This is a genomic window from Streptomyces griseochromogenes, from assembly GCF_001542625.1.
GTDB classification, from domain to species: Bacteria; Actinomycetota; Actinomycetes; order Streptomycetales; family Streptomycetaceae; genus Streptomyces; species Streptomyces griseochromogenes.
Genome location: NZ_CP016279.1, coordinates 8,539,244 through 8,554,590, shown reverse-complemented (window position 1 = coordinate 8,554,590; position 15,347 = coordinate 8,539,244). Strand labels below are relative to the sequence as shown.

The following is a 15,347-nucleotide window of genomic DNA, read 5'->3' as shown; positions in this document are numbered from 1 at the left end:
TCAATGATCACGGTTGCCCCCGGCATGCGCCTGCCGCAGCGCTTGGCGGCGCAATCGTATCCGGGCCAGCAGTATCAGGAAGGCGGTCAGGCAGTAGAACAGAAATCCGGCTCCGGCTATCTCCTGTAGCGCTCTGGCCAAAGGTAAGCCTGGTATTGCTTCCGGTGCGGCCATCGCCCCGGCAAGGGGCAGCAGTGCCCCCAGGGCGGGTCGTCCGTACATTTTCCCCCCACATTTCGATGCGCGTCCCCAACGCGCGAAGGTGAACGTAGCAGACGTCGGGGGCGCATCAGAAGGGAAACCTGAAAAAGGGCATGTCGGATCTTCCGACGATGTCTGATGGGCCACCCGAATTCACCATGTGACCCATTGACGCCCTTCTTGGCCGCCAGAATAATCGGTGGCTTCCATCCGGAAAAATCCTTTGCCAATGATTGGCAAAGTGGGGGGAAGATTCGTGAGACCTCTGATCTCGTCCCGGAGGCGGGGAACCTCCAGGATTTCCATCGTCCTGCTGCTCGTCGCGGCCCTGCTCAGCGGCACATTCCTGGCCGCCGACGCCCAGGCGGCCGGGGGGAGCCGCCGCCCGGGCGAGCAGCGCGGCACCACGTCCGGACTCAACCGCGTCAACCTCAAGGGCTGGGCGCAGGCCCAGCTCAAGGCGGACACCGCCCGCCACGCCCGGCGGTACCGGAAGACCACCAGGACCGCGCACGCGACCGCGGCCCCGGCGCGCACCGCGAGCGCCAAGAGTGCCCTGGCCCGGCAGGCTGCCGCCCCGCTCGCCACGGCGGACGCCGCCGCCGACCCGAGCGCCCTCGTGCTCTACGACACCACCGGCCCCTACGGGCAACTGGGCGAGCTGTACGCGATGGCCACCGCCAACCTCGCCGGACACTTCGGCACGGTGACGGCCAAGCCGGTCCAGCAGTACACCGCCGGGATGATCGACTCGTACTCCGCCGTGATCTACATCGGCTCGACCTACTACGGCGGCGACGTCCCGGACGCCATCCCCGCCGCCTTCTACCAGGACGCCTTCGCCGGCACGAAGCCGGTGATCTGGATGGGCGCCAACATCTGGGGCATGGCCGGCTCGGTGGGCGTCACCCGGTTCACCCAGCAGTACGGCTGGGACCCCACGACGTCGTACTACCAGGACGGCGGCTCGGTCGGCGACGTCACGCAGGTGACGTACCGCGGCCAGACCCTGACCCGCACCATCCCCGCCGGCCAGGACGGCGGAGTGCTGCGCCCCGACATCCTGACGGGCCCCGGGTATCCGGCCGTCACCCGGCTCGCGGAGGGCCTGGACAGTTCCAGCGGGCACACCTTCGGCTGGGCGGTCCGCTCCGCCAACCTCACCTACATCGGTGAGATCCCCTTCGTCTACGTCTCCGAGAGCGATCGCGTCATCGCCTTCGAGGACCTGCTCTTCGACGCCCTCGCCCCGGCCACCGCCGAGCGGCACCGGGCGATGGTGCGCCTGGAGGACATCAGCCCGGACTCGGATCCCACCGAGCTGCGCACGATGGCCGACTACCTCTTCGCGGAGCACATCCCCTACGGCATCAACGTGATCCCCGTCTACACCGACCCCAACGGCACCTACAACAACGGCGTACCGCAGACGGTCACCCTCGCGCAACGGCCGCAGGTGGTCAGCGCCCTGACGTACATGCTGGCGCGCGGAGCGGTCCTGATGGACCACGGCTACACGCACCAGTACAAGAACATCGCCAATCCCTACAACGGGGTGACCGGTGACGACTTCGAGTTCTACCGGGCGCACATCGACGCCGCGAACAACGTCGTCTACGACGGCCCGGTCGCCGAGGACTCCGCACTCTGGGCGCAGAGCAGGGTCACCAGCGCACTGCTGCAGTTCACCGCGGCGGGTCTGCCCAAGCCGACCCTGTGGACCACCCCGCACTACGCGGGCTCCGCGGCCGACTACAAGGTCTTCGGCGCCGACTTCTCGGCACGCCTGGAGCGTTCCCTCTACTTCGCGGGAACGCTCAGCGGGTCCTCGGCCGACCCGAACCGGTTCATCGGCCAGTTCTTCCCGTACGAGGTGAAGGACGTGTACGGCACCAAGGTGCTGCCCGAGAACATCGGCAACTACGAGCCGGAGGCCTACAACAACCACCCGGCGCGGCTGCCCGCCGACCTCATCGCGTCGGCGAAGGCGAACCTGGCCGTACGGGACGGAGTGGCGAGCTTCTTCTACCACCCCTACTACCCGCTGCAGCCGCTGAAGGACACCGTCGACGGCATCAAGGCACTCGGCTACACCTTCGTCAGCCCGGCGGCGCTGTGACGGCGCCCGCCACGAGGAGGAGGGCCGTCGCCGTCATGGCGGCGGTCCTCCTCGCCGTCCCCGGCTGCTCGCCCGCGGACATGGACGCGTCCGGCCACGGCGGCTCCCGTGCCGCCCGGCCCGGCTCCGGCACGCCGACGATGCGCGGCTTCGCGCTGCCCTCCTGGTACCGCACCGACTACGACAGCCCCGCAGCCCCCCGCTATCTGCGCGACATCCGGGCCACCGGGGCCCGCTGGGTCACCTTCACCCCGACCTGGTACCAGAACCGCGTCACCGACACGGCCCTGCACACCACCGAGGAGACGGCGAGCGACGCGAGCCTGCGCCGGATCGTCGGGCGCGCGCACGCGGCCGGCCTCAAGGTGATGATCAAGCCGCACGTGGACCTGCCCGGCGACGCGGACCGCGCCGGGATCCGCCCGCGCGACCGGGCCGCCTGGTTCGCCGCGTACCGCCGCTTCATCACCCACTACGCTCGCCTCGCCGCCGACACCCGCACCGAGCAGTTCTCGGTCGGCACCGAACTCGCCGGGGTCTCCGGCGACACCGGCGCCTGGCGGAAGGTGATCGAGGCGGTCCGCGACCACTACGACGGGCCGCTGACCTACGCCGCCAACTACGACGAGTACCAGCACATCCACTTCTGGAAGGACCTCGACCTCATCGGCATCGACGCCTACTGGCCGCTGTCCGACAGGCCCACCAGCGACAGTGCCCGGCTGAGCCGGGCCTGGGTGCCCATCGGGAAGCGGCTCGCCGCGTACTCCGCACGCCAGAGCCGGCGGATCCTGTTCACCGAGGCCGGCTACGTCAGCCAGCGCGGCACGACCACCGCCCCGTACTCCTGGACCGTCAGCACCCACCCCGCGAACGCCGAACAGGCCGCCGCCTACCGTGCGCTCCTCGACTCCTTCGAGGGCCGCGCCTGGTGGGCCGGCGTGTGCTGGTGGATGTGGGACGACTGGCCCGGCAGCGGCGAGACCCCGGCCCGCCTGGCCTACACCCCGCACGGCAAACCGGCCGAGGAGGTGCTGCGCCGCGAGTGGGCCCACTGAGCCCCCGCGGCTGGGCCGCCGCGCCACCCGTGAGACCCGGCAGCGAACCCTGGTGACGGGGGCGACGACAGGGGCGGGTGATCACATAGGCTCGCCTTCCAGGAACGCCGAGGGGGGACCATGGCCGCGATCAGTCTGCGCAAGGTGGAGGAGGCCGCCCCCGCGCTCGTCGGGCCGTACCGGTCGGCCGGGGTCTGTCTGCGCAAGCACGGCCTCGACGGGCTGCGGGCCGCCGTGTACCTGGTGGTCGACTACTCCGGTTCCATGAAGCCGTACTACAAGGACGGCAGTGTGCAGGCGCTCGCCGACCGGGTGCTCGGCCTGTCGGCGCATCTGGACGACGACGGCCGGGTGCCGGTGGTGTTCTTCTCCACGGACATCGACGCGGTCACCGACATCGCCCTCGACGGCCACGAGGGCCGCATCGAGCGGATCGTGTCCGGGCTCGGGCACATGGGCAAGACCAGCTACCACCTGGCGATGGACGCCGTCATCGACCACTACCTGGACAGCGGGGCCACCGAGCCCGCGCTGGTCGTCTTCCAGACCGACGGCGGCCCGGTCAACAAGCTCGCCGCGGAGCGTTACCTGTGCAAGGCGGCGGGTCTCCCGCTGTTCTGGCAGTTCGTCGGCTTCGGCGACCCGGGCAGCCGCCAGTTCGAGTTCCTGCGGAAACTGGACGAGCTGGCGGTGCCCGGCAAACGGATCGTGGACAACGCCGGCTTCTTCCACGCGGGCCAGGATCCCCGGCGGGTCTCCGACGCCGAGCTGTACGACCGTCTCGTCGGCGAGTTCCCCCACTGGCTGGCGGCCGCTCGCGCCGCCGGCGTCGTACGGCCGGCCTGAGTCATACGCCGACGCCGTCCCCGGTCCGCCTGAACCGATCCTCGGTGAGGGCGAGTTCCAGGGCGCCGAAGTCTCCGCCGAGGGCGGGTGAGGAGGTGCCCGGCACCGGGATCACGTCCACTGGAGCGGTTGCGGGGCATCGAGGAGCGCATCGCCCGGCGGGGCGCGCCCCGGCCTCGCTCACCCGCCTCATGCCCCGACGGCTCGACCGGCGTCTTCGAGCACCGCGTCCGTGCACTCCTCGGGCGTGCCCCACGCCGTGCGCAGGGCGCGCGCCTTGGTCAGCCACAGCGACAGGTCGTACTCCGCCGTGTACCCGATCGCGCCGTGCAGCTGGAGCGCGGTGCGGGCGGTCGTGTACGCCGCCTCGCACGCCTTCAGCTTGGCGGCGGCAACGTCCGCCGGGCGCAGGGACAGGGCCGCCCCGAAGAGCAGGGGCCGGGCGAACTCCAGGGCTATCTTCGCGTCGGCCAGGCGGTGTTTGACGGCCTGGAAGGAGCCGATGGGGACGCGGAACTGGGTGCGCCGCCCGACGTACGCGACCGTCCGGTCGAGCAGGGCGAGGCCGACACCGAGGGCCTGCGCGGCGGTCGCGAGGCGGGCCCAGACGAGGGCGTGGCCGTTCGGCGGGCCGGGGGTGAGGAGTTCGCCGCCGGGGGCCAGCGGGGTCAGGCGGCGGGCGGGGTCGAGACCGGGGCGGACCGGACCGGGGCCCGGGGACAGATACAGGCCCGCGCCGGTCGGGGCGAGGTGCAGCGTGGCCGCGTCGCCGTCCAGGGCGTACCCGGTCGGTGCCGCCACGGTCGCGACGGTCTCACCCGCCGCGAGAGGGGGCAGGAACCGCTTGGCCGGCCGGTCCTCGCCGAGCAGCACGGCCGCCGCGACCGTCTCGACCAGCGGTCCGGGCACCGCGTGTCGTCCCAGCTCCACGAAGGCGACGGCCAGTTCCACCGGGCGCCGCCCCAGCCCTTCGTACTCCTCCGGCACCGCGAGGGCGAACACCCCCGCCGCGGCGACACGGCGCCACAGCGCGCGTCCGCTCGCATGGTCGCCACGGCTCCAGTCCCGGACCACCGACGGGGTGTTCGCCGCAGTCAGCATCGCGTGCAGCGAGTCGGCGAAGGCGCGCTGCTCGGCGTCGAGGAGAAAGCGCATCAGCGGCGTCCCTTCGGCAGGCCGAGCAGACGCTCGGCGACGATGTCGCGCTGGATCTCGTTGGTGCCCGCGTAGATGGGCCCGGCGAGGGAGAAGACGTACCCCTCCGCCCAGGCCGAGTCCGCCGACTCGCCCTCCTCGCCCAGCAGATCGAGCGCCGTCTCGTGCAGCGCCAGGTCGTACTCGGACCAGAACACCTTGTTCATGCTGGACTCCGGGCCGAGCGGGGCGCCGGCCAGGAAGCGGGAGGCGGCCGCGTAGGTGAACAGCTGGTAGGCGCGGGCGCCGATCACCGCGTCCGCCACCCGGACGCGGGCGGACTCCGGGCGGCCCCGTGCCCGCCACAGCTCCAGCAACCGGGCGGCCGGGGCGAGGAAGCGGCCGGGGGAGCGCAGGGTGAGGCCGCGTTCGTTGCCCGCCGTCGCCATCGCGATCCGCCAGCCCCGGCCGGGCTCGCCGATCACGTCCTCGTCCGGCACGAACACCTCGTCCAGGAACAGCTCCGCGAAGGCCGGTTTCCCGTCCAGGCGGCCGATCGGGCGGACGGTGACGCCGGGGGCCCGCAGATCGAACATGAGATAGGTGAGCCCCTGGTGCGGCTCGGGCGCGCCCGGGTCGCTGCGGAACAGGCCGAAGGCCCGGTCGGCGAAGGCCGCCCGCGAGGACCACGTCTTCTGGCCGCTCAGCAGCCAGCCGCCGTCCGTCCGCACCGCCCTGGAGGTGAGCGAAGCCAGATCGGAGCCCGCCTCCGGTTCGGACCAGGCCTGTGCCCAGACCACCTCGCCGCGGCCCATCGGCGGCAGCACCCGCGCCCGCTGCTCCTCGGTGCCGTGGTCGAAGAGGGTCGGGGCGAGCAGGCTGATGCCGTTCTGGCCGACGCGGCCCGGCGCGCCCGCCGCCCAGTACTCCTCCTCGAAGACCAGCCACCCGATGAGGGAGGCCGCACGCCCGCCGTACTCCTCGGGCCAGGACACCACCGACCAGCGGTCCGCGGCCAGCTCGGCCTCCCAGGCGCGGTGTGCCGCGAAGCCCTCCGCGGTCTCCAGGGAGGGCAGCGGGGCGCGGGGCACATGTGCCCGCAGCCAGGCGCGGGCCTCGACGCGGAACTTTTCGTCGGCCGGGGTGTGGGTCAGGTCCACGGTCGCGTCACCGTCCTTCCCTAACAAGTGTTTGGTAGGTTAGCGTGGCCCTATGACAGGCGTCGAGAGTCCGGCGTACGAGCCCGGGCACGGGCTGCTGAAAGGGCGCACCGCCGTCATCACCGCGGCGGCCGGCGCGGGGATCGGCGGGGCGACCGCGCGCCGCTTCCTGGAGGAGGGCGCCCGGGTGCTGATCAGCGACGCGCACACGCGCCGTCTCAAGGAGCACGAGGGCCTGCTGGGCCGGGAGTTCCGGGGCGCGGTCGCCGCGGTTCCCTGTGACGTCACCGATGAGGCCCAGGTCCGGGCGCTGTTCGAGGCGGCCGTACGGGAGCACGGAAGCCTCGACATCGTCGTCAACAACGCGGGCCTCGGCGGGACTTCGGACCTCGTCGACATGACCGACGAGCAGTGGTCCCGCGTCCTCGACGTCACACTGAACGGCACCTTCCGCTGCACCCGCGCGGCCCTGCGCGCCATGCGGGACACGGGCGGCGGGGTGATCGTCAACAACGCCTCCGTGGCCGGCTGGCGCGCCCAGGCCGGGCAGGCCCACTACGCCGCCGCCAAGGCCGGCGTGATGGCGCTGACCCGGTGCGCCGCGATCGAGGCGGCCGCCTACGGGGTGCGGGTGAACGCGGTGGCGCCCAGCCTCGCCATGCATCCGCACCTGGCGAAGGTCACCTCCGCCGAACTGCTGGAGCGGCTGACCGAGCGGGAGGCCTTCGGGCGGTACGCGGAGCCCTGGGAAGTGGCCAACGTGATCGTGTTCCTGGCCTCCGGCTACTCCTCGTACCTGACCGGCGAGGTCGTCGCCGTCAGCAGTCAGCACCCCTGATGGCGGGCAGACCACAATGGGTTCGTGCCGACCAAGAAGAAGCCCCAGGTGACCGCCCCGAAGAAGCCCGCGGCAGCCGCCGCCCAGGCGCGCCGCAGCGAACTCCTCGACACCGCCGCCGAGGTCTTCGCCGAACAGGGCTACAACGCCACCACCGTCCGGACCATCGCCGACCACGCCGGGATGCTCGCGGGCAGCCTCTACTACCACTTCGACTCGAAGGAGTCGATGCTGGAAGAGATCCTGCGAACCTTCCTCGACGAGCTGTGGGACGGCTACGACACCGTCCTGGCCTCCGGACTCGGGCCCCGCGAGACCCTTCAGGCCCTGGTCACCGAGTCCTTCCGGGAGATCGACCGGCACCGCGCCGCGGTCGCGATCTACCAGAAGGAGAGCAAGCAGCTCGTGGCGCAGGACCGCTTCGCCTTTCTCGCCGACTCGCAGCGCCGGTTCGAGAAGGCGTGGCTGTCCACGCTGGAACGCGGAGTCGCCGAGCAGGTCTTCCGCGCCGACCTGGACGTGCGGCTCACCTACCGGTTTGTCCGGGACACCGTGTGGGTCGCCGCGTCCTGGTACCGGCCAGGCGGACAGCACAGCCCGGAGGAGATCGCCCGCCAGTACCTGTCGATGGTGCTGGACGGGATCGCCGTACGCGAATGACATCACGCTCAACACCCCTTTCCTGTGAGGGAGTCGCCATGGCCGAGGCCTATGTCGTCGAAGCGGTCCGCACGCCCGTCGGGCGGCGCGGGGGAGGGCTCGCCCGGGTCCATCCGGCCGACCTGGGCGCGCATGTGCTGGGGGCGCTCGTCGAGCGGTCCGGGATCGATCCGGCCGCCGTGGAGGACGTCGTCTTCGGCTGCCTGGACGCGGTCGGGCCGCAGGCCGGGGACATCGCCCGCACCTGCTGGCTGGCCGCCGGCCTGCCCGAGGAGGTGCCCGGCGTGACCGTCGACCGCCAGTGCGGCTCATCCCAGCAGGCCGTGCACTTCGCCGCGCAGGCCGTGCTCTCCGGCACCCAGGACCTGGTGGTCGCCGGCGGGGTGCAGAACATGTCGCAGATCCCCATCGCCTTCGCCTCCCGGCAGGCCGCCGAACCCCTCGGCCTGACCGACGGCCCCTTCCTCGGCAGCACCGGCTGGCGCGCCCGCTACGGCGGCCGGCCCGTCAACCAGTTCACCGGCGCCGAGATGATCGCCGCCCAGTGGGGCATCAGCCGCGAGGACCAGGAGGAGTTCGCCCTGCGCTCGCACCGGCGCGCGGTGTGGGCCATCGACACGGGCCGCTTCGAGCGCGAGACCGTCACCTACGGCGAGGTCACCGTCGACGAGGGCCCGCGCCGGGACACCTCACCGGAGAAGATGGCCGCGCTGAAGCCCGTCCTCGACGGCGGCACCATCACCGCGGCCTGCTCCTCCCAGGTCTCCGACGGAGCCGCGGCTCTGCTGCTCGCCTCCGAGCGGGCGGTACGGGACCACGGCCTGCGCCCGCGCGCCCGCGTCCACCACCTCTCCGTGCGTGGCGAGGACCCCATCCGCATGCTCTCCGCGCCCATCCCGGCCACCGCGCACGCCCTGAGGAAGACCGGGCTGACCGTCGACGCCATCGACCTCGTGGAGATCAACGAGGCCTTCGCCCCGGTCGTCCTGGCCTGGCTGAAGGAGACCGGCGCGGACCCGGAGAAGGTGAACGTCAACGGCGGCGCCATCGCCCTCGGCCACCCGCTCGGCGCGACCGGCGTCCGGCTGATGACGACCCTGCTGCACGAACTGGAGCGCACCGGCGGCCGCTTCGGCCTCCAGACCATGTGCGAGGGCGGCGGCCAGGCGAACGTGACGATCATCGAACGCCTCTGAGTGCCTCCAGTTCCGCCAGCACCTCCTCCGCCTCCTTCACGATCCGTTCCACCAGTTCGGCGCACGACGGCAGGTCGTCGATCAGTCCGGCGACCTGTCCGGACGCCATCACCCCCAGATCCGTACGGCCGTCCACCATCGCCGACCTCAGCAGCATCGGCGTGTTCGCCGCCAGCAGCACCTGGCTCCAGGACAGCTCCTTGCCGTGCCGCAGGGCCAGCCCGTCGCGGACCATCTGCCGCCAGGTGAGCCCCGACAGCCGACGGAAACCCGCCGCCCGCCGCACCGCGTGGACCAGGGCCGGTATCCGCCCGGACCGCTCCAGCGTGTCCACCAGCTCCGTGCGCAGCATCCGGTGCGGCAGCCCGTCCACCGCCCGGGTGACGGTCACGTCCCGGACCGACGCCGCCAGATACCGTGCCTTCACCGCGTCCGGAACCGTCGAGTCCGAGGTGAGCAGGAACCGCGTGCCCATCGCCACCCCGGCCGCCCCGTACGCCAGCGCCGCGACCAGACCGCGCCCGTCGAAGAAGCCGCCCGCCGCCACGACCGGTATCCGCACCGCGTCCACCACCTGCGGCAGCAGCACGGACGTCGCCACCTCACCGGTGTGCCCGCCGCCCTCGCCGCCCTGCACGATCACCGCGTCCGCACCCCACGCGGTCACCTTCTCGGCATGCCGCCGCGCCCCGACGGACGGGATGACCACCACACCGGCCTCCTTGAGCCGGGCGATGAGCTCGGCGGAGGGTGCGAGGGCGAAGGAGGCCACCCGGACGCCCTCGTCCAGCATGATCTGCACACGCTCGGGCGCATCGGCCGCGTCGGCCCGCAGATTCACCCCGAACGGTGCGTCCGTACGCGCCCGCACCTCCCGTACAGCGCCCCGCAGCCGGTCGGGGGACATCGTCGCGGAGGCCAGGATGCCGAGCGCCCCCGCGTTCGCCGCCGCCGAGACCAGCCGCGGGCCGGCCACCCAGCCCATCCCGGTCTGCACGACCGGATGGCGCACCCCGGTCAGCCGGGTCAGCGCGGTCTCCATCACCCCCTCGCCCCCTCGGGCACCTCACGCGCCCGTGCCCCGTCCGGATCCAGCTCCTCACGGATCAGCCGCAGCTCCTCGGCGGTGGGCTCCCGGGTGTACGGCACCTCGTCCGGCACCGTGAGCTCGAAGCCCGTCGCCTCGCGCACCTGCTCCACACCGACCCCCGGATGCACAGAAGCCAGCCGCATCGAGTGGTCCGGGGTGGCGAAGTCGAAGACACCGAGGTCGGAGACGACCCGGGGGATGCGGTGGAAGCGTGCCGTGCCGCCCAGCTCCGCCGCCCGGTCGTACCCCACCCCGCACACCATGTCGACCCGCTCCACGAACACCCGCCGCGAGTGCCTCGGGATCCAGTAACTCGTCGGATTGTTGAGCGTGTTGAGCGGCGCTCCGCGCACTCCGAGCAGCTGTCGCCGGGGCCGTCCGAAGTCGCCGATGCAGGAGATGTTCTGGTTGCCGTGGCGGTCGATCTGGCTCGCCCCCATCATCACGTGCCGCCGGCCTCCCGCCACCAGGGCCAGATGCTGCCGGTAGGGCAGCCAGCCCTCGGGCGTGCCGTCCGGGCGGACCAGCAGCGCCTCGCCGTCGGTCAGCAGCAGGTCCGGGGCGAAGGTGAGCCGGGCCAGCCGGGCGCCCAGCGAAGGGATCAGGCCCATCGGGCTCGCCAGGATCTCCCCGGCACCGCGCCAGGCGTCGGCACAGGCGATCACGCAGTACTCGGATCGGCTCACGGCGTTCACGGCCGCTCCTTCCGCCAGGCCCGCACCGACGACCGGTACGCCTCCTCGTCCCCGGACAGGAACCGCTCGGCGAACTCCGGCCAGGGCGTGGACACGTACTCCCGCTGGAACTCCTCGTCCCGGCCGTAGTCCGGCGCGCAGGACGTGAAGTGCGCCCCGTTCGGGGCCTCCACCACACCGCTCACCGACAGCCGCTTGAGGAGCAGGGACTGCGGGGCCGCCTCCTTCGTCAGCTCCGCCGTGTCGACGAGCCGTTCGCAGGAGACGTAGGCCTCCTCCGCCGCCTCGCAGAACAGGTCGTCGAAGTACGGGTCGGGGCCCAGATACTGGCCGTTGCCCAGCCGGTCGGCCCGGTTGACGTGCACCAGGGCCGCGTCCGTCCGCAGGGCCGGCACGGCCACGAACGTCTCCCCGTCCTCGTACGGCGAAGTGACCGTCCTCAGGCCCGGGTTGACCCGCATGACGTCCGAGCCGAGTCCCGCCCGCACCGGCAGGAACGGCAGCCGGTTCGCCGCCGCCCGCAGCCCCCACAGGAACATCCCCTCGTCCACCTCCGCCAGCTCGAAGTCCCCGCTTTCGCGCGCCGCCCGGTAGTGCGGCTCCAGCGGGACGGAGTCGAGGGTGACGAAGGCCGTGACCAGCTTGCGGATCCGCCCGGCCGCGGCCAGCATGCCGACCTCCGGGCCGCCGTACGAGACGACCGTGAGGTCACCGATCCCGGACCGGAGCAGAGCCCTGACCAGGGCCATCGGCTTGCGCCTTGAACCCCAGCCGCCGATGCCGAGGGTCATGCCGCTGCGCAGCCGGGAGACCACCTCGTCGGCGGTCATCGTCTTGTCGCTCACCTATGCGCCCTCCTTCCCGAACCTGTCCCGGACCTCGTCGGCCACACCGCTGAGCGCGGCCTCGAAGGTGAAGCCCTGCTCGAAGCGGTAGCTGCGGCGCACGTCCACCGGGTCGATCCCGTTGATGGCAGCCTTGGCCAGACGCAGCAGCCTGCCGTCCTTGGCGGCGATCTCGCGGGCCAGCTCCAGGGCCGCCGTGCGCAGCTCCGCGCGCGGCACCACCCGCCACACCGAGCCGTGGGCGTGCAGTTCGGCCGCGGTCGCCGTGCGCGAGGTGTAGTACAGGGCGCGCATCAGGTGCCGCGGGACCAGCCGGGCCAGGTGGGTCGCCGCGCCCAGGGCGCCCCGGTCCAGCTCGGGCAGCCCGAAGCGGGCGTCCTCGCTCGCCACGATCGCGTCCGCGTTGCCCACCAGGCCTATGCCGCCGCCCAGACAGAACCCCTGCACCGCCGCCACCACGGGTGTCTCGCACTCGTACACCGCGGCGAAGGCCTCGGCGCAGCCCCGGTTGACGCCGAGCAGGGCCCGGTCGCCGTGCGCCTGTATCTCCTTGATGTCCACGCCCGCATTGAACCCGCGCCCCTCCGCCGCCAGCACCACACAGCGCACGCCGGGGTCCCGGCCGGCCGCCCGGACCGCGTCGGCCAGCGCGAACCAGCCGCTCACCGGCAGCGCGTTCACCGGCGGGAAGTCGGCCGTGACGAGCGAAATCCCCTTTTCCGGGGACGAGGTGGAGACACCCATGGACGCATCAGCTACCTTCGCACTCAACGCCTTTCCACCAAACATTTGTTAGGTGTGAGGCTTCGAAGCTAGCAGTCACCGAAGACGAGCGGGAGGCCCTGTGGAAAACTCCGCGAACCCGTCGGCAGGGCCTGTGGACGACGCGCCGCGCGGCAGAACCGTCGTGGTCACCGGCGGCACCCGAGGGGTCGGGGCGGGCATCGCGCGAGCCTTCGCCGCAGCCGGCGCCCAGGTGGTGGTCTGCGCCCGCCGTCCCCCCGAACAGCCCCTCGACGGCGTGACGTTCACCCCCCTCGACCTGCGCGACGCCCCCGCGGTCCGCGCCTTCTTCGACGCACTGCCCCGGCTCGACGTGCTCGTGAACAACGCGGGCGGCACCCCGTACCGGCGGCTGGCCGACGCGGACGCCGAGCGGCACGCCCGGGTCATCGAACTGAACCTGGTCACCCCGCTGACCGCCTCCCTGGCCGCCTACGAGCAGCTGAGGCGCACCCGGGGCTCGGTCGTGATGGTCGGCAGTGTGAGCGGCGCGAGGCCCTCGCCCGGCTCGGCCGCCTACGGAGCGGCCAAGGCGGGCCTGGAGAACCTGGCCGCCTCCATGGCCGTGGAGTGGGCACCGGAGGTCCGTGTCAACACGCTGGTCGTCGGCATGGTCCGCACCGAGCGGTCCCACCTGCACTACGGCGGCCCCGACGGCCTCACCGCCGTCTCCGGCACCGTCCCGCTGGGACGGCTCGCCACCCCCGCGGACGTCGGCGCGGCCGCCGTCTTCCTCGCCTCCGGCGCGGCCGCCTACATCAGCGGCGCCAGCCTGCTCGTGCACGGGGGTGGGGAGCGGCCCGCGTTCCTGGACGCCGCGAGCGCCAACAGAGAAGACCGCCGGCAAGGAGACCTGGGATGAGCGGAATCTGCGCAGGACGAGTGGTCGTCGTCACCGGGGCCGGACGGGGGCTGGGCCGCGCCCACGCCCTCGCCTTCGCCGCCGAGGGCGCCCGGGTCGTGGTCAACGACCTGGGCGTCGGGCTGGACGGGGTACCGGGGGCCGACAGCCCGGCGGCGGCCGTCGTCAGGGAGATCAGGGCGGCGGGCGGGGACGCGGTGGCGCACGGCGGCGACATCGCGACGACCCAGGGCGCCGCCTCGCTCGTCCGGACGGCCGTCGAGACGTACGGCCGGCTGGACACCCTGGTGAACAACGCCGGCTTCCTGCGCGACCGCATGCTGGTCAACCTCGACGAGGACGACTGGGACGCCGTGCTCCGCGTCCACCTCAAGGGCCACTTCCTGCCCCTCAAGCACGCCGCCGCGCACTGGCGGGCCGAGGCCAAGGCCGGGCGCACCCGGGCGGCCCGGATCGTCAACACCAGCAGCGGAGCGGGCCTGCTGGGGTCGGTCGGGCAGGGGAACTACAGCGCCGCCAAGGCCGGGATCATCGGGCTGACACTCGTCGCGGCGGCCGAACTGGCCCGCTACGGCGTCCAGGTCAACGCCGTCGCCCCGGCCGCCCGCACCCGTATGACGGAACGCACCTTCGCCGAGACCATGGCGGCTCCGGCCGCGGGCTTCGACGCCATGGCTCCCGAGAACGTCTCCCCGCTGGTCGTCTGGCTCGGCTCCGCCGCGAGCGCCGGTGTGACCGGCCGGGTCTTCGAGGCGGAGGGCGGACGCATCACGGTCATGGAGGGCTGGCGCCCGGGTCCCGGCGCCGACAAGAGGGCGCGCCGGACCCCGGCCGAGGCGGGGGAGGCTGCACGGAAACTGCTGGCGGAGGCGGAGCCGCCGGGGGTGGCGTACGGAGCCGAGGAGCGGGGGAGCGGGGGAGCCGGGGGGCACGGGAGCTAGGTGTCGCACTCCAGTACCGTCCGGCACAGTCCGCACCGGGCGCGGACCCGCCCCCGCACCGGCACCCTGATCCGCTGGTGGCAGGTGGGGCACGGGAAGGACACCCGCAGGTGGCCGCCGGGGCCGGGCTCGGCGGTGAAGGCGTAGGCCGCGGACGGCTGCACTCCGGGCGCATGGCGGCGGTCGTGGGCGTAGCGGCGGCGCCCCACCCAGCCGGCCGCGGTCAGCGGCGGCTGCTGCTCGTCCCGCCGGGCCTGGGCCATGCCCGCGACGTAGGCCGTGTACGCCTGCGGGCTGGTGAACCACACGGAGGGATCCTCGCCGAAGAGCAGGGCCCGTTTGGCGAGGACGTAGCCGAACTCCTCCGGAGTGAGATAACCGAGCTTCTGGGAGGAGTCCCGGTCCTCGCGGAAGGCGTCCAGCAGCAGCCAGCCCGCCCCCAGGTAGGTCGTCGCCGTGTCCGTGAGGATCTCGTTCTCCGCCGTGGTGGGGAACGAGAGATCGAGGCGGTGGAGATAGACGTGCATCACCTCGTGGGCGAGGGCCGCGCCGATGTCCCTGCGGTGGGTGCGGAAGCGGTCGTTCAGCTCGACGAAGTACTCGGGGCCCGCCGCCAGTTCGACGTTCGCCGCATGGGTCATCTCCCGGAAGCCGACGACCAGCCGGGCGTCCGGCAGCCGGAAGTGCCGCACGATCTCCCGGGCCACCCGCTGCGCCCCCAGATGGAGATCATCCGTGTCGCAGAAGGTCACGTCGGCGGGGACCACGCTGGTCGAGAAGGTCTGGACGGTGTCGTACGACAGCCGTCTGTACAGCGCGGTGATGGCGGCCCGCACCGTCTCCAGATGCGGGTACCCGTGCTCGACCGGTCCACCGTTCGCCACGTCCGACCCCCAAAAGACGCTCGGAACTCCCTTCC

Annotated in this window: 16 protein-coding genes; 9 read left to right on the top strand and 7 right to left on the bottom strand. The window is 72.4% G+C overall.

Going from position 1 to position 15,347, the window contains the following annotated elements; genetic code table 11:
• Nucleotides 1–3: 3 nt before the first annotated feature.
• The 4 genes from AVL59_RS55780 to AVL59_RS37090 all read left to right on the top strand — a co-directional run bounded on the left by AVL59_RS55780 (nt 4) and on the right by AVL59_RS37090 (nt 4,224).
• Nucleotides 4–129 carry a hypothetical protein gene (locus AVL59_RS55780; protein WP_257785113.1) on the top strand — a complete coding sequence of 42 codons (126 nt, stop codon included), beginning with the start codon at nt 4–6 and terminating at the stop codon, nt 127–129.
• Nucleotides 130–457: 328 nt separating this feature from the next.
• A complete protein-coding gene (locus AVL59_RS37100) occupies nt 458–2,320 on the top strand; it encodes a DUF2334 domain-containing protein (protein WP_237281779.1) in 1,863 nt (620 codons plus the stop codon).
• A gap of 35 nt (nt 2,321–2,355) precedes the next feature.
• Nucleotides 2,356–3,378, top strand: coding sequence for a glycoside hydrolase family 113 (locus AVL59_RS37095; RefSeq protein WP_067313440.1), 1,023 nt, complete (start codon nt 2,356–2,358; stop codon nt 3,376–3,378).
• 120 nt (nt 3,379–3,498) lie between these two features.
• Complete coding sequence (locus AVL59_RS37090; RefSeq protein WP_067313438.1) at nt 3,499–4,224, top strand: VWA domain-containing protein; 726 nt, start codon at nt 3,499–3,501, stop codon at nt 4,222–4,224.
• 189 nt (nt 4,225–4,413) lie between these two features.
• Here AVL59_RS37090 and AVL59_RS37085 read toward each other — a convergent pair whose 3' ends face one another.
• Both AVL59_RS37085 and AVL59_RS37080 read right to left on the bottom strand, forming a co-directional pair.
• Complete coding sequence (locus tag AVL59_RS37085) at nt 4,414–5,379, bottom strand: acyl-CoA dehydrogenase family protein (protein ID WP_067313436.1); 966 nt, start codon at nt 5,377–5,379, stop codon at nt 4,414–4,416.
• On the bottom strand, nt 5,379–6,518 hold the full coding sequence (locus AVL59_RS37080; protein WP_067313434.1) for an acyl-CoA dehydrogenase family protein: 1,140 nt from the start codon (nt 6,516–6,518) through the stop codon (nt 5,379–5,381). The genes AVL59_RS37085 and AVL59_RS37080 overlap by 1 nt, the downstream gene beginning before the upstream one ends.
• A 52-nt stretch (nt 6,519–6,570) precedes the next feature.
• On the opposite strand from AVL59_RS37080, the gene AVL59_RS37075 reads away from it, so the two are divergent.
• Genes AVL59_RS37075 through AVL59_RS37065 form a run of 3 tightly spaced genes read left to right on the top strand, consistent with a single transcriptional unit; the run spans nt 6,571 to nt 9,212 of the window.
• Entirely contained in the window at nt 6,571–7,356 is a 786-nt protein-coding gene (locus AVL59_RS37075) for an SDR family oxidoreductase (protein WP_067313433.1), read from the top strand.
• Between the two features lie 24 nt (nt 7,357–7,380).
• The gene (locus AVL59_RS37070) at nt 7,381–8,016 is read left to right on the top strand and encodes a TetR/AcrR family transcriptional regulator (RefSeq protein ID WP_067313431.1); all 636 of its coding nucleotides are present in this window, start codon (nt 7,381–7,383) and stop codon (nt 8,014–8,016) included.
• A 38-nt stretch (nt 8,017–8,054) separates the two neighbouring features.
• Complete coding sequence (locus AVL59_RS37065; protein WP_067313429.1) at nt 8,055–9,212, top strand: acetyl-CoA C-acetyltransferase; 1,158 nt, start codon at nt 8,055–8,057, stop codon at nt 9,210–9,212.
• Here the strand turns inward: AVL59_RS37065 and AVL59_RS37060 are convergent.
• From AVL59_RS37060 to AVL59_RS37045, 4 genes are read right to left on the bottom strand one after another with little or no spacing between them, the layout of a single operon-like run.
• Entirely contained in the window at nt 9,196–10,254 is a 1,059-nt protein-coding gene (locus AVL59_RS37060) for an NAD(P)H-dependent flavin oxidoreductase (RefSeq protein WP_067313427.1), read from the bottom strand. The genes AVL59_RS37065 and AVL59_RS37060 overlap by 17 nt on opposite strands.
• Nucleotides 10,254–10,997 (bottom strand): CoA-transferase subunit beta, encoded by a 744-nt coding sequence (locus tag AVL59_RS37055; protein ID WP_067313425.1) that lies wholly within the window; start codon nt 10,995–10,997, stop codon nt 10,254–10,256. The genes AVL59_RS37060 and AVL59_RS37055 overlap by 1 nt, the downstream gene beginning before the upstream one ends.
• Entirely contained in the window at nt 10,994–11,842 is an 849-nt protein-coding gene (locus tag AVL59_RS37050) for a CoA transferase subunit A (RefSeq protein WP_067313423.1), read from the bottom strand. Before AVL59_RS37050 ends, AVL59_RS37055 begins: the two co-directional genes overlap by 4 nt.
• Nucleotides 11,843–12,586 carry an enoyl-CoA hydratase family protein gene (locus AVL59_RS37045; RefSeq protein ID WP_067313422.1) on the bottom strand — a complete coding sequence of 248 codons (744 nt, stop codon included), beginning with the start codon at nt 12,584–12,586 and terminating at the stop codon, nt 11,843–11,845.
• A 100-nt stretch (nt 12,587–12,686) separates the two neighbouring features.
• On the opposite strand from AVL59_RS37045, the gene AVL59_RS37040 reads away from it, so the two are divergent.
• Complete coding sequence (locus AVL59_RS37040; RefSeq protein ID WP_237281778.1) at nt 12,687–13,487, top strand: SDR family oxidoreductase; 801 nt, start codon at nt 12,687–12,689, stop codon at nt 13,485–13,487.
• Complete coding sequence (locus AVL59_RS37035; protein ID WP_067313418.1) at nt 13,484–14,428, top strand: SDR family oxidoreductase; 945 nt, start codon at nt 13,484–13,486, stop codon at nt 14,426–14,428. The genes AVL59_RS37040 and AVL59_RS37035 overlap by 4 nt, the downstream gene beginning before the upstream one ends.
• Here AVL59_RS37035 and AVL59_RS37030 read toward each other — a convergent pair.
• Complete coding sequence (locus AVL59_RS37030; protein WP_067313416.1) at nt 14,425–15,312, bottom strand: hypothetical protein; 888 nt, start codon at nt 15,310–15,312, stop codon at nt 14,425–14,427. The two genes, AVL59_RS37035 and AVL59_RS37030, sit on opposite strands and share 4 nt — an antisense overlap.
• Between the last annotated feature and the right edge of the window lie 35 nt (nt 15,313–15,347).